The sequence below is a fragment of the Bacillus sp. AFS002410 genome (genome assembly GCF_002556365.1).
Taxonomy (GTDB): Bacteria; Bacillota; Bacilli; order Bacillales; family Bacillaceae_G; genus Gottfriedia.
Map to the genome: position 1 here is coordinate 56475 of NZ_NUEU01000088.1, position 15184 is coordinate 71658.

Here is a 15184-nt window from a genome sequence, read left to right on the forward strand (position 1 = left end):
ATTTTTATTAATTTCAGATTAGTATGATTATTTAATTTTATCATAGAACTCGAAACATATTCCATCCTATACTGTAGGGTAACTGACTGACTGCCACCTTATTTTAAATTAAAATTCAGTTATAATTAAAAATTAGAAAAAATAATGTTTAATTTGATATTATCCGCTTGTAGGAGACACACGAAAAAGCCTATCTGATAAAATGGATAGGCAGTCTACTATTGGGGGATTTTATTATGGCTATGTTAATAAATAGTGTAGATGTAGGGATAAATGATTGTGCTTTTTATTTAAGATTGTTCTCATCTGCTTATTTATAAAGAATATTAAAAGATTTCTTCTTTTTTTAGTAATTATTAAAGCAAATTTGATATTTTTTCATTAGAAACGGCTAGTTTTGAACAATAATCATGCCTTTTTACCTTATCCGTGTGGGTATTTACTATCTTATTAGCTATTTTAGTTAATTTATTTGCAGTTTTGTTAAATTTAATTGCAGTTTTGTTAAATTTAATTGCAGATTCTCTATTTTTAATTGCAGTTTTGCCAAATTTATTTGCAGTTTTCCCCATTTTATTTGCAGTTCCACTTTTATTTGCAGTTTCTCTTCTCTTATTTGCACTTATCACACGCTTATTTGCACCTATCACATTCTTATTTGCACTTCACCCTCTATTCCAGTTACTCTTCTCTTATTTGCACTTATCACACGCCTTTTTGCACCTATCACACACTTAATTGCAGTTTCACTGTACTACACCACACCTCAACACCAATCAAAATAAAAAAAGAGATTGCCCCTAAAGGACAATCTCTTTAATTTATCTATTAATACACACTTGTATTTTCTTTTGTTGTGTTTTCTAGGATTTCTTTTACTCTTCCTAAGAATTTACCACAAATGAATCCGTCAAGAACACGGTGATCAAGTGATAAGCATAGGTTAACCATATCGCGTACGCCAATCATTCCGTTTACAACGGCTGGACGTTTTACGATGCTTTCAATTTGTAAAATTGCAGCTTGTGGATAGTTAATGATTCCTGCGCTTTGTACACTTCCAAATGATCCAGTGTTATTAACTGTGAATGTACCACCTTGCATTTCGTCTGATTTTAATTTACCAGTACGAACTTTTGTAGCAAGTTCAGTAATTTCGCGTGCAATACCTTTGATTGTTTTCTCATCAGCATTTTTGATTACTGGTACGAATAATGCATCATCAGTTGCAACAGCGATTGATAAGTTAATATCTTTCTTTTGGATGATTTTGTCGCCAGCCCACATTGAATTAATCATAGGGTATTCTTTAAGTGCTTGAGCTACTGCTTTAACAAAGAATGCGAAGAATGTTAAAGAGAAGCCTTCTTTTTGTTTGAATGAGTCTTTAAGGCTGTTTCTGTAATTAACTAAATTTGTTACATCAACTTCGATCATCATCCAAGCATGTGGAGCTTCGTGCTTACTACGTAACATATTTGCAGCAATTGCTTTACGTACGCCTGTAACAGGAATCTCAATATCGCCAACTGCTGTAGGAATAACAGGAGCTGGTGCTTTAGCTACTTCAACAGCAGGAGCAGTTTGTGCTACAACTGGTTGAACTGGAGTTTGAGCTACAACTGGAGCTGGTGCCGCTTGAGGAACACCATTAGCAATTGCATTTAATACGTCTTTTCGAGTAACTCGACCATTGTTTCCTGTACCAGGAATTAGTGAAAGATCAAGGTTATTTTCTTGTGCTATACGAAGTACAGCTGGTGAAAAACGTACTTTACCAGATTCATCTGTTTTAGAAATAGTTTGCGCAGGTGCAGCAGCTACTGGTGTTTGAACTGGTGCTACTGGTGCTGCAGGTGCAACTTTTTCAGCTGGTTTTTCTTCAATTGTAGTAGCAGCTACTTCACCTGAAGCGCCTTCTACTTCAATTGTACAAATGATTTCTCCAACTGCTAAAGTGTCGCCATCATTTGCGATTAATTCTTTGATTACGCCAGTAAATGAAGATGGTACTTCTGCGTTAACTTTATCTGTCATAACTTCAGCAAGAGGATCGTATTTATTTACATGGTCCCCTACTTTTACTAACCAACTACTAATTGTACCTTCTGTTACGCTTTCACCTAATTGAGGCATTTTAATATTTTCGATCATCATTATGTCCCCCTTTTTCAAACAGTGCCATTAAAATGCTGCAAGTTCTCTAGCCGCTTTTTCCACTTTATCTGGATTAACCATAAAGAATTTTTCCATTGTAGGTGAATAAGGCATTGCTGGAACATCAGGGCCAGCAAGACGAGCGATTGGAGCATCTAAATCAAATAAGCAATTTTCAGCAATAATCGCTGCTACTTCGCTCATAATGCTTCCTTCTTTATTATCTTCAGTTACTAATAAAACTTTTCCTGTTTTAGCAGCAGCTTCGATAATAGATTCTTTATCTAATGGATAAATTGTACGTAAATCTAAAACATGTGTTGAAATGCCATCTTGAGCTAATTTTTCAGCTGCTTGAAGAGCAAAATGTACACATAATCCGTAAGTGATGATTGTAATATCTTCACCTTCACGTTTTACATCAGCTTTACCAATTGGAAGTACATAATCAGTTTCAGGTACTTCACCTTTAATTAAACGATAAGCACGTTTGTGTTCAAAGAATATTACTGGGTCGTTATCACGAATTGCCGCTTTTAATAATCCTTTAACATCATAAGGAGTAGATGGCATTACAATTTTTAAACCAGGTTGACCTGCAAATACCTTCTCAACTGATTGAGAGTGGTAAAGTGCACCGTGTACGCCACCACCATAAGGAGCACGGATTGTAATAGGACAAGTCCAGTCATTGTTTGAACGGTAACGAATTCTTGATGCCTCAGAAATAATTTGGTTTACTGCAGGCATAATAAAATCAGCGAATTGCATTTCAGCTACTGGTCTAAGTCCGTACATTGCAGCACCAATACCTACACCTGCAATTGCAGATTCTGCAAGTGGCGTATCTAAAACACGGTCTTCACCGAATTGATCATAAAGACCATTAGTCGCTTTAAATACTCCACCTTTTAATCCAACGTCTTCCCCTAATACGAATACTTTTGGATCGCGTTCCATTTCTTCTTTTAACGCTAAAGTTACTGCATCTATATAAGACATTACTGCCATATTGTCCTACCCCCTCTTATTCTTCGTAAACAAACTTCATTGCATGCTCAGGCGCTGCATATGGAGCGTTTTCTGCGTAATCAGTTGCTTCGTCAACGATTGCACGGATTTTTGTATCCATTTCTTTTTCTATTTCTTCAGTTAAGGCACCAACTTCATGAAGGTATTTAGCAAATGTAAATAAGCAATCTTTACTTTTTGCTTCTTCTACTTCTTCACGAGAACGGTAAACACGATCATCATCATCACTTGAGTGAGCAGTTAATCGGTATGATACAGCTTCAATCAATGTTGGACCTTCACCACGACGAGCACGGTCAGCTGCATCTTTTGTTACACGGTAAACTTCTAATGGATCATTTCCATCAACAGTAAAACCAGGCATACCATATCCGATTGCACGATCAGATACATTTTCACATGCTAATTGTTTCTCAATCGGTACTGAGATTGCATATTTGTTATTTTCACACATGAAAATTACTGGTAACTTATGTACACCAGCAAAGTTAGCACCTTCATGGAAATCACCTTGGTTTGAAGAACCTTCACCAAAAGAAACCCATGATACAATATCTTTACCTTCCATTTTACCAGCTAATGCTACACCTACTGCATGAGGTACTTGCGTTGTAACTGGTGAAGAACCTGTAACGATACGGTTTTTCTTTTGTCCGAAGTGACCTGGCATTTGACGGCCACCAGAGTTTGGATCTTCAGCTTTTGCAAAACCAGAAAGCATTAATTCTTTTGCTGTCATTCCGAATTGTAAAACAATACCCATATCACGGTAATATGGTAATACATAGTCTTTAGTATTATCTAATGCATAAGCTGCACCAACTTGCGCTGCTTCTTGACCTTGACAAGAAATAACGAACGGAATTTTACCAGCACGATTTAATAACCACATACGCTCATCAATTCGACGTGCTAAAAGCATTGTTTCATACATACTTAAAACGTCATCATTTGATAAACCAAGTTGTTCATGACGGTTTGTAGTTGTAACCTTTTCCATAAATATCCCCCTTTTACCACTTAAAAAATGTGGAAGCGTTTAAATCATATTTTGAGATGAAAAGTAGAGAATAGTTCCCTACTTTTCAAAAGTTTATTAAGAATGAATTGCTAATCCTTCAACAGCAAGTGCTGCTTCACCAATCGCTTCAGATAACGAAGGATGTGGATGAATTGTATGAGAGATTTCCCATGCAGTTGCGTCTAAAACTCGAGCTAATCCAGCTTCAGAAATCATATCAGTAACATGTGGTCCAATCATGTGAACACCTAAAAGGTCATTTGTCTCTTCATCAACAATTATTTTTACGAATCCGTCATGTTCACCATATACTAATGCTTTACCAATTGCACGGAAAGAGAATTTACCTTTTTTAACTTTATAACCTTTATCTTTTGCTTCACGCTCAGTTAAACCAACTGATGCAACCTCTGGATTACTATATACACATTTACTAACCATAGTTGGATCTAATGGAAGTGGCGTTTTGCCTACAATATGCTCAACCGCAATCGTACCTTCTCTTGAAGCAACATGAGCTAATTGTAAACCACCAATTACATCACCAATCGCATAAATATGAGATTCTTTTGTTTGGTAGAAATCATTTGTTTGGATAAAACCATTTTCAACTACGATGTCAGTATTTTCTAAGCCGATTCCTTCAACATTTGCTTGACGACCAACTGATACTAACATTTTTTCAGCAGTGAATGATTTTTCAGTATCTTTATGAAGCGCATTAATTCTTACGCCATTATCGATCACTAAAGTTTCAGCTAAAACTTTTGCATCAGTAACTAATTTGATTCCTTTTTTCTTTAATAATCTTGTCATTTCTTTAGAAATTTCTTCGTCTTCTAAAGGTAAAATAGTTTTACTATACTCGATTACTGTTACCTCAACACCAAAATCTGCTAACATTGAAGCCCACTCAATACCGATTACACCGCCACCAACAATAATAATTGACTCGGGTAGAGACTCCATTTTTAACGCCTCATCAGATGACATTACATGCTCACCATCAATTGTTAAACCAGGTAAAGACTTTGGTCTTGAACCAGTTGCGACTAATACGTTTTTAGGGATTAACATTTCATTCTCGCTACCATCGTTCATTTCCACAGAAATTGTTCCAGGCATTGGAGAGAAAATTGAAGGTCCTAAAATACGTCCTAAACCACTGTATACATCGATTTTACCTTGTTTCATTAAGTGTTCTACACCTTTATGAAGACCGGCAACGATATTTTCTTTTCTTTGTTGTACTTTACTAAAATTTAAAGTTACTCCTGATGTTTCAACACCAAACTCTTCACTTTTCTTAGCAGTTGAAAAAACTTCAGCACTACGAAGTAATGCTTTACTTGGAATACAACCTGCATGTAAGCAAGTTCCACCTAATTTATTTTTTTCTACTACTGCTACTTTTAATCCTAATTGAGAAGCACGAATAGCAGCTACGTAGCCACCTGTACCGCCACCGAGTACGACTAAATCATATTCTGTTGCCATGATGAAATTCTCCTCACATTTATACTAAAGATTTAACTGCATTTTCTCCAGGATAGATTTTTGCTTCTTCTTCTTCTCGAAGTACTCGAAGTGCACCTTCACAAAGAGCTTGAAGTTCATTTTCACCTGGTAAAACAATTACACGTGACATCCATTTAACTCTTTTTGTAATTTCATTAACAATAAAATCACTATAAGCAATTCCACCTGTTAAGATAATTGCATCAATATCGCCTTCAAGTACTGCTGCAGCACTACCAATTTCTTTAGCAACTTGATAAGCCATTGCTTCATATACTAAAGCGGCTTTTTGATCGCCATCTTCAATCATGTTTTCTACCTTAATTGCATCTGCAGTACCAAGATAGCTCACTAATCCACCTTGACCAACCATCATTTTTTGAACTTCGTTAATATAGTAGTCACCAGAGAAACAAAGTTTTATTAAATCACCGATTGGGACAGTTCCAGCACGTTCTGGGCTGAATGGACCTTCACCATCTAAACCGTTATTAACGTCAATAACACGTCCTTTTTTATGAGCACCAACGCTCACCCCGCCACCCATATGGGCAATAATAAGGTTTATATCGTTATATGGCTGTTCTAACTGTTTTGACACTTTTCGTGCAACAGCCTTTTGGTTTAATGCATGGAAAACACTTCTTCTTTCCATAAGTGATTGTCCGCTGATTCTTGCTACTGGTTCTAACTCATCAACAACTACTGGATCAACGATAAATGCTGGAATGTTTAACCCTTGTGCAATTTCATTGGCAATGATCCCGCCAAGATTTGATGCATGCTGACCACTAAAGCCAATTTTCAAATCTTCTAACATGATTTCATTTACTGCATAAGTTCCACCTTCGATTGGTCTAAGTAGTCCACCTCGACCACATACAGCACTTAATTTAGAAATGTTAATTCCTTCTTTGTGTAAAACCTCTAAAATAACATTTTTTCTAAATTCATATTGATCAATTATTGTTTTATATTTATTTACTTCTTCATCGTCATGGCGTATTGTTTGTTCAAAAATTGGTTTTTCATCATCAAATACACCAACCTTTGTGGATGTGCTGCCAGGATTAATTACTAAAATACGATGCATTTGTCAACACTCTCCCTTCTAAGTTTACCTTACCTTTATAACTAGAAAGAAAGAGCTTTTATTACTCTACTCTTTCTTTCCATCTAAAAAATAAAGGAATTTTTTAAATCAGTTAATTATCTTCTGCTTAAGATGTTGTGACCATTAGATAAGAATTGGCTACGAGATTTTGCCATTGTAGCAATACGTTCTTCAGCTAAACGATCAGCAGCTAAATATGTTGGAATACCATCACGTTTTGAAATTTCGATAACTTTTGCAATGTTATCATATAAGCCTTCAACTTTTTTCATTGCACGGTCGTAGTTATATCCGTATAACTCATCAGCAACGTTAATTACTCCACCTGAATTGATTACGTAGTCAGGAGCATAAACGATTCCTAATTCATGGATTAAATCACCATGACGAGTTTCTTTTAATTGGTTATTTGCAGAACCTGCAATAACTTTCGCTTTTAATAACGGAATTGTTTTGTCGTTAATAGTCGCACCTAATGCACATGGAGCGTAAATATCACATTCAACAGCGTAAATATCATCAGGATCTACTGCTGTAGCTCCAAATGCTTCTACCGCACGTTGTACTGCTTCTTTATTAATATCAGTAACGATTAATTGTGCGCCTTCTTCATGTAAGTATTCGCATAGGCTGTATGCAACATTACCAACACCTTGGATCGCAATTTTTTTACCTTCTAAGCTGTCAGTACCAAATGCTTCTTTTGCAGCAGCTTTCATACCACGGTATACACCAAATGCAGTAACTGGAGATGGGTTACCTGAAGAACCGAATGAAGGTGAAATACCTGTTACATAATCAGTTTCCTCGTGTATTAAATCCATGTCAGCAACAGTAGTACCTACGTCCTCAGCAGTAATATAACGACCATTTAAGCCTTGAATATAACGTCCAAATGCACGGAACATTGCTTCGTTTTTATCTTTACGTGGATCACCGATGATTACTGTTTTTCCTCCACCTAAGTTTAAGCCAGCAGCAGCATTTTTATAAGTCATACCTTTTGCTAAACGTAGAGCATCTTCAATTGCAGCTTCTTCTGATTCGTAAGTCCACATTCTAGTTCCGCCTAAAGCTGGACCTAAAGTTGTATCATGAATAGCGATAATCGCTTTTAATCCTGATTCTTTGTCTTGGCAGAAAACTACTTGCTCATAATCGTAAGTTTCTAAGTATTTGAAGATTTCCATGTAATAACAGCTCCCTTAAAATGTGTAAGTTTATTTTTTAGAATTACATATAGCTAATGCTAATGAATATAACTTTGTCATTGCTGAATCAGAACGCGAAGTTAAAACAATCGGTGCCTTAGCTCCAGCAATTAGTGCAGCCACTTCTGCGTTAGCCATAAAGACTAAAGATTTATATAGAATATTTCCAGTTTCTATTGTTGGCACTAATAAAATATCAGCTCGCCCAGCTACTTCTCCAGTTAAACCTTTATGTTCAGCTGCTTCAACAGAAATGGCATTATCAAGCGCTAATGGTCCATCAATAATACAATTTTTAATTTGTCCTCTTGTATTCATGACAGTTAGTGATGCTGCATCTAGTGTAACTTGCATCGCAGGATTTACTACTTCAACAGCTGCTAGTACAGCAACCTTAGGGGTTTCGATTCCTACTTTCCTTGCAATTTCAACACTGTTTTCAACAATTTTCACCTTTTGATCTAGTGTAGGTGCAATGTTCATTGCAGCATCCGTTACGATGACTGCATTTTCTCTACCTGGTACATCGAATATTGCTACATGTGATAAAACACCTTTATCTCTTAAGCCATATTCTTTATTCAACACTTCTTTCAGAAGAACTGAAGATGAAAGATTACCTTTCATTACAATTGAAGCTTCGCCAGAGCGAACAGCTACAACTGCATTTTTAGCAGCCTCTTTATTTGTATTAGAATGAACGATTGTTAGTTTTTCTGCAAATTGTTCATTTTTTAATAAATCTTCATACATTTCATAGATGGTCTGCTCATTTCCGAAAAGTAAAAATTTTGCTAAGTCATTATCTAATGCTAACGAAACTGCTTCTTTTACTTCAAAATCTTCAGCTACTGCAACAGCTACTGTTTGCATTGAATGACTTTTCGCGAGTATCATTATATCTTTTAAATTCATTGAAGCCCTTCCTTTCATCCCCTCGCACTATATAAAGCAATTAGCGTGCCAACTTTTCAAAAAGGATGGAACTTTTTTAAAAATAGTTGAAAAGCCTTACATTTCCAACGTTATAGTACCAGGTACTAGTAACACCCACAAAATCTATTCTACAACAATATTTTGAAAAATGACAGTAATTGTATGCAAAAATATTCATAGCACGCAAATTATTGCGTGCTATTTTTTGCAGTGTGGTATTTCTCTAATTTATAATACAAATTTCTAACCGATATCCCAAGCTCTTTTGCAGACTTTGTCTTATTGCCATTATTCTTTAGTAATATCTTTTCAATGATTGCACCTTCATAATTTATGACCATTTCATCAAGGGAGCTTATTTCTTCAAAATGTACAGTTTCGTTTGGTTCAGCAGATTGAACATCATTTTTAACTTGTACAATCGCTGATAAATGTTCAGGTAAAATTTGTTTTTCGTTAAACTTCATAAAAATAACTGCTCTTCCCAACACATTTTCCAATTCCCGTACATTCCCAGGCCAATTGTAACTGTTTAATTTATTTAATGCTGATATTGAGACTCCTTCAACATTACGCCCGTAGTCTTGATTAATTTTCGAAAGGAGCCTCTCACCAATTGGTAAAATATCTTCTATTCGATCCTTTAGTGCAGGAATAATAATAGGAAGTTTATTCAATCGGTAATAAAGATCCTCACGAAACTTTCCATCAATGATTGCTTCCTCCAAATGAACATTCGTCGCAGCAATCACACGCACGTTTATCGGTATAGACTTTGTCCCACCTACACGTCTAATTTCTTTTTCTTGTAGGACCCTTAATAGTTTGGCTTGCATAGCAGGTGATAATTCTCCAATTTCATCTAAGAAAATACTACCATTATTAGCTTCTTCAAATAGTCCTCTTTTTCCACCACGTTTCGCTCCCGAAAAAGCACCTTCTTCATATCCAAATAATTCACTTTCTAATAAAGTTTCTGAAATGGCAGCACAATTAACGCGAACAAATTTATTATATTTGCGATCGCTTTCATTATGGATCGCGTGAGCAAACAATTCTTTTCCTGTACCTGATTCTCCGCGCAGCAAAACTGTAGCAGGAGTACTCGCAGCTAATTTAGCCTGCATAATTGCTAATCGAATACCTTCAGAATCACCTGCTATATCCTCAAATGAATATTTAGCTTCTAACGTTCTAATAATTTGTCGTGCTCTATGTAACTCATTTGTTAACTGAGAAATTTCGGAAACATCATGGATTACTCCAACACTTCCTTTTAATTTCCCATCAACGATTACAGGTGCTACATTAACCAATACATCTCGGTTTTGTTTTCCGACTTTCATTCGCACTCCACGAACAGCCTGCTTTGTTTTTAATACTTTTACGTGAACACTTTCTCCTTCATTAATATCAATCGTTGCATGTTTACCTAAAACTTGTTCACTTGATAATCCAGTTAATCTCGTGTATGCAGGATTAATAATAATTCCATTACCTTTTTCATCCACAACTGAAATCGCTTCATCTGAACTTTGAATGACTGCTTCAAGCATGCTATACACTTCTTTTAAATTTGTCACTTCTTCAGCTAAATCTAGCACTTCAGTATCATCTTTAAAAACAGAAATAGCACCTTCAAGTTCTCCATCTTCACGGAATATTGGAATACGCGTCGTAAAAATTTTGCTACCATTAATTAATATGTGCTCTTGATTAATTTCCTTTTTTTTCGTTTGAAGCACTCTTGGCAATTTACTAGTCGGTACTACATCTAATATATACCTACCAATTGCATCATCTTTATCAGTATGCAACATTCTTTCTGCTGATCGATTAAATAAAAGAACTTTACCCCATTTATCTACGACAATCATTCCATCATGAGTATTATCTAAAATTAATTCCTGCTGCCTTTTTTTATTATTAATTAAATTAAAAAGCGATTCTTTTTCTTGAACAAGATCAGAAATCATTTTTGCAACTGAACCTGGAATAACTAAAGTTTGATTAGCTTTATGTTCGATTAATTCCTGATAAATCGCTTCATCTCCAGTTGTATTAATTACTACATGAATATCCTCGGTTAAATTAGCTTTCCAATCCTTTAGTATTGGTATATTTAAGCTTTTAGCAAATTCTAACCCTTTAGCCTCTTTTATCATATCTACTACTGCAACTACATGAAATAAATCAGAATGTGACAAAAGCTTTAATACAGCTGTTCCACCAGTTCCCATTCCGACAATCATTACGTTTTGTTTCATCTTAGTTCACCTACTAATTTCAACAAATTATTAAACACATTAGACTATTATATCTATAAAGTTATTCTTTCGTCTATTTCAAAAGTTTTATTAGTCTTGACAACACTATACTTGTATAAGATTATGAAGAAAGAGAATTATGTAATTTTATTATATATTGTTATTATTAATCGGAGGAATTAATTAACATGAAAGAATCATTTACACGTATGTTAGCATTCGTTGTGATTGTTGTACCAATAGCTTTAGCAGTTATCGGCATTAAATTACTTCGCGACTCGGTTTTTTTAATTCATTCTTTTGGTATTCCTAATATTCCATTGCAATTACTAATCGGAATTGTTTCTTTAGGTGTCGGTTTTTATTTAGTTGGAAGCTTTGTATTATTCAGGGATCGAAAACGAAACAAAGTTCAAGGTAAATTTTTAAAAAGATAATCCGCTTATAAAAATGAATAGTTAATTTCCACTGCAGGATGCAAGTAGAAATGCAAAGAAAGTGCTCACTATAAAGTAAGCACTTTTTTTATTTACTTAGAAACTGACTTCGAATTTTGAACGCTATTTCTGGAAAGTCCGTAATAATCCCCGTACAATTGATTTCAATTAAACGTTTCATTACATCCGGCTCATTGATCGTATACGGCCTAACTGCTATTTGATGTTCCATCGTCTTTTTGATTTGTTCATCAGTAATAATTCGATAATTCGGATGAACTGCTCTTGCTTTAAAATCTTCAGCAAGTTTCCATGGTTCTTTACTTCTTCTATTATATAGAACTGCTGTTTCAATATCTGGCGCCATTAAGTGGAATTTAAGCATACTTTTATGATTAAAAGATGATAAAACGATTCTTTTTTCATATTCATATGAACGGATTAAATTTATAACTCGTTCTTCTAGCCCGTGATATTCAATCTTATCGTTTTTTAGTTCCACATTAATACTGAAACTATTCCCCCTTGCCCACTCAAACACTTCTATTAATGTCGGAATTGTACAACCTTTAAATTGCCGTTTAAATCGATAACTAGCATCAAATTGCTTTAATTCAGCTAAAGTATAGTCTTTAACGAAACCTTTTCCGTTTGTTGTACGATTAATTGTCTCATCATGTATAACAACAATTTCACCATCTTTTGTTAAGTGTACGTCTAATTCAATTCCATCTGCTCCTAAATCCTCACATGCCATAAAAGAAACCATTGTATTTTCTGGATAGGTTCCTGCTGCCCCTCTATGACCAATAATATCGACCACTTTAAAATTCCCCCTTGGAGAAAATATGTACTTTCTTCTTTTTCTTATTGTATACTAATTTTACGAAACTACTAAGGAGGTACATTATGCGACCATTACAAATTTCGCCTGAAACGGCAATATTATTATCAAAAAAATTAAATGTTCCTTTAGAACAAGTTATGCATATGCCACAGCATATATTAATGAAAAAGTTGATGGAATTGGATTTAACTAATAACAATGAAACATCTGAAGATCAAGAAAAGAAATAAAAAAATTGTTTAGTAAATTTTATTCATTTTACAGTTACTAAGAAGGTAGAATTTTTTCACCTTCTTTTTTTTGCACTTTACTCACATAATTTATCTCATAAAAATTACATTTATCATTAAATTGAGTAAAATCATACAAATAATTAACAAATATAAGGTAATTTTAATTTAAACTTCCTTTCATATTACTTAATTTTCAAGTAAAATGTTAAGTATTGTGTATATTTTAAAGACAAGTATTTATGGAGGTATTTTTAAATGTTACCTGATTGGTTAATTGGTTTTATCATGGGTATGGTTGAAGGTTTAACTGAATTCTTGCCCGTTTCTTCAACTGGTCATATGATTTTAGTTGCTGATTTATTAAAATTCACTGGTGAAAAAGCTTCATTTTTCGAAGTTATTGTACAACTTGGTTCAATTTTAGCAGTAGTTGTTGTTTTCTGGAAACGACTTTGGTCAGTCCTTGGTGTTAAATCCGACGGTTACCGACAAACTAACTTAAACTTAATACATATCATTATCGGTGCAATTCCAGCTGGGATTGTTGGGCTTGTATTCCACGATTTTATTAAAGATGTATTATTTTCACCAAAAACTGTTGTAATCGGACTAGTAGCAGGCGGTATTCTATTAATTGTTGCAGAAAAAGTTTCTAAACAACCTAAATCATCTGATTTAGATCATATTTCATATAAGCAAGCTTTCATTATTGGTTGCTTTCAAATGTTAGCATTATGGCCAGGATTTTCACGCTCAGGCTCAACAATTGTTGGGGGATTATTATTTGGTCTAGATCGCAAAACTTCTGCAGAATTTACATTTATTCTAGCAGTTCCTATGATGATCGCAGCAAGTGGATTAGATCTTGTAAAAAATATCGATATTTTAAGTGCTTCAGACTTACCACTGTTTGCAACTGGATTTATTACTGCTTTCGTAGTTGCATTACTTGCTATCGTTTCATTCTTAAAATTATTAGAAAAAGTAAAGCTAACTGGTTTTGCAGTTTATCGTTTCATCGTTGCAATTGTATTTACAATCGTATTTATTATCTAATAAGACAACAAATAAAAAAAGATAGGACAACCATATTGTATGGTCCTATCTTTTTTTATTTTAATTAAGCTCATAATTTTATTTTTTAAAATGGAAAAAGGCTATTCGTACAACGTATACGAATAGCCTTTATTTATATATGTTAGTTAATTATAATTAAAAATTGTTGTCTATTGGCGAAAGCCCTACCTCTCTTTCGCAATTCGGCTCCAGGGCCGTTCCATTAGGCAGCTTGTTTCACAACAATCTTCACTAACAGACACTACTACTAAATTTAAAATAAGGTTGAAATAGCTGACGCGTCATGGAATACGTCCAATTTTCTTCCAAGTTTCCGTAGTAATAATATCGTTTTTCTTAATGTTTCAGTGGCGCAATAAATATTATAACACATGTTTTTTATTTTGCAAAGCATATTTTATATTAACTTTCTTATGAAGTATTGTTATTGGTAAAAAAACTAACTATTGTTTTTCTTTTAGCATTCACAATACGTTTAATTGATATATTTAAATTAAAAGTCAAAAAGGGCGTGGATAGATGAAAAGAAGAACATTTATCGTCATTCTCACGATTGTTTTGATCTGTATATGTTTGGTTTTATCAGTTTCTGGTTATTGGTTTGTTTACGGTACGCCTTGGGGAAAATATCATGAAAAACAATTAATACAAACTTATTTAAGCGAAAAATATCATGATGATTTTACTGTTAATATTAAATATGACATAGAGAATGGGTACCAAGCTACAGCCTCCCCCACATCAAATCCAAATTTGCAATTTGATATTAAACCCTCTTTTACTGAATCTAGTCCATATGAGGATTCATACACATATGAATATTGGCAAACCAAAGGGGCAAACCCAATCAGAGAATACATTTACAACCTATTTCCTAATATAGACTATAAAAGATTCGCTTTTGCAGATATGCTTTTTAGTATGACGATTCCTTTAGATAATACTTACTCAGATGGGATGGGAAATCATGCGTCTTCAACGATTTCTTTTGAGGAAGAACTTTCAATAGAGGAAGAAAATCCTCATGTAACCTCAGTTAGGACGATTCAAGACTCTGAGTTTGAGCCTGATTATGTATTAGCAATTTATTTGAAAACAGACTGGTATAAAGCAAATGAGGATGAACGGAATGTAGAACTTCAAAAAATCAATAATCTATCTAAATATCTTCAAGTGAAACATTTTCCTGTTCTTGTTCGGATTTTTTATGAATCAGCGAATAAAGATCATTGGAAAGCAATCTTTATAAAAGAGGACGGAACAATCATAAATAATAACACTTTAAACTCAAATTCTAAATTCAAAAAATAAAACTAAAAAGAAAACGTTGTCTA

Annotated in this window: 14 protein-coding genes; 4 read left to right on the forward strand and 10 right to left on the reverse strand. The window is 34.2% G+C overall.

Going from position 1 to position 15184, the window contains the following annotated elements; all coding sequences use genetic code 11:
• Positions 1 to 356: 356 nt before the first annotated feature.
• The 9 genes from CN692_RS22420 to CN692_RS22460 form a co-directional block, all read right to left on the reverse strand.
• Positions 357 to 629 carry a hypothetical protein gene (locus tag CN692_RS22420; protein WP_098121347.1) on the reverse strand — a complete coding sequence of 91 codons (273 nt, stop codon included), beginning with the start codon at positions 627 to 629 and terminating at the stop codon, positions 357 to 359.
• Positions 630 to 828: 199 nt separating this feature from the next.
• Entirely contained in the window at positions 829 to 2157 is a 1329-nt protein-coding gene (locus CN692_RS22425) for a dihydrolipoamide acetyltransferase family protein (RefSeq protein ID WP_098121348.1), read from the reverse strand.
• 27 nt (positions 2158 to 2184) lie between these two features.
• Positions 2185 to 3168 carry an alpha-ketoacid dehydrogenase subunit beta gene (locus tag CN692_RS22430; RefSeq protein WP_098121349.1) on the reverse strand — a complete coding sequence of 328 codons (984 nt, stop codon included), beginning with the start codon at positions 3166 to 3168 and terminating at the stop codon, positions 2185 to 2187.
• 16 nt (positions 3169 to 3184) lie between these two features.
• Positions 3185 to 4189 (reverse strand): thiamine pyrophosphate-dependent dehydrogenase E1 component subunit alpha, encoded by a 1005-nt coding sequence (locus tag CN692_RS22435; RefSeq protein WP_098121350.1) that lies wholly within the window; start codon positions 4187 to 4189, stop codon positions 3185 to 3187.
• A 96-nt stretch (positions 4190 to 4285) separates the two neighbouring features.
• Positions 4286 to 5707, reverse strand: coding sequence for a dihydrolipoyl dehydrogenase (lpdA, locus tag CN692_RS22440; protein ID WP_098121351.1), 1422 nt, complete (start codon positions 5705 to 5707; stop codon positions 4286 to 4288).
• Positions 5708 to 5726: 19 nt separating this feature from the next.
• The gene (buk, locus tag CN692_RS22445) at positions 5727 to 6821 is read right to left on the reverse strand and encodes a butyrate kinase (RefSeq protein WP_098121352.1); all 1095 of its coding nucleotides are present in this window, start codon (positions 6819 to 6821) and stop codon (positions 5727 to 5729) included.
• 116 nt (positions 6822 to 6937) lie between these two features.
• Positions 6938 to 8032, reverse strand: a complete 1095-nt coding sequence (gene bcd / locus CN692_RS22450; RefSeq protein ID WP_098121353.1) for a branched-chain amino acid dehydrogenase — start codon at positions 8030 to 8032, stop codon at positions 6938 to 6940.
• Positions 8033 to 8062: 30 nt separating this feature from the next.
• The gene (gene yqiS / locus CN692_RS22455; RefSeq protein ID WP_098121354.1) at positions 8063 to 8968 is read right to left on the reverse strand and encodes a phosphate butyryltransferase; all 906 of its coding nucleotides are present in this window, start codon (positions 8966 to 8968) and stop codon (positions 8063 to 8065) included.
• Positions 8969 to 9177: 209 nt separating this feature from the next.
• A complete protein-coding gene (locus CN692_RS22460) occupies positions 9178 to 11256 on the reverse strand; it encodes a sigma-54 interaction domain-containing protein (protein ID WP_098121355.1) in 2079 nt (692 codons plus the stop codon).
• 188 nt (positions 11257 to 11444) lie between these two features.
• On the opposite strand from CN692_RS22460, the gene CN692_RS22465 reads away from it, so the two are divergent.
• Complete coding sequence (locus tag CN692_RS22465; protein WP_098121356.1) at positions 11445 to 11693, forward strand: DUF2627 family protein; 249 nt, start codon at positions 11445 to 11447, stop codon at positions 11691 to 11693.
• A gap of 88 nt (positions 11694 to 11781) precedes the next feature.
• On the opposite strand, the gene CN692_RS22470 is transcribed toward CN692_RS22465, so the two are convergent.
• Positions 11782 to 12516 carry a glycerophosphodiester phosphodiesterase gene (locus CN692_RS22470; RefSeq protein ID WP_257144097.1) on the reverse strand — a complete coding sequence of 245 codons (735 nt, stop codon included), beginning with the start codon at positions 12514 to 12516 and terminating at the stop codon, positions 11782 to 11784.
• Positions 12517 to 12602: 86 nt separating this feature from the next.
• Between CN692_RS22470 and CN692_RS22475 the strand changes: the two genes are divergently transcribed.
• From CN692_RS22475 to CN692_RS22485, 3 genes are all read left to right on the forward strand, one after another.
• A complete protein-coding gene (locus CN692_RS22475; RefSeq protein WP_098121357.1) occupies positions 12603 to 12770 on the forward strand; it encodes a YycC family protein in 168 nt (55 codons plus the stop codon).
• A 258-nt stretch (positions 12771 to 13028) separates the two neighbouring features.
• Entirely contained in the window at positions 13029 to 13829 is an 801-nt protein-coding gene (gene bacA / locus CN692_RS22480; RefSeq protein WP_098121358.1) for an undecaprenyl-diphosphate phosphatase, read from the forward strand.
• A gap of 540 nt (positions 13830 to 14369) precedes the next feature.
• On the forward strand, positions 14370 to 15161 hold the full coding sequence (locus CN692_RS22485; protein ID WP_098121359.1) for a hypothetical protein: 792 nt from the start codon (positions 14370 to 14372) through the stop codon (positions 15159 to 15161).
• The last annotated feature ends 23 nt before the right edge of the window (positions 15162 to 15184 follow it).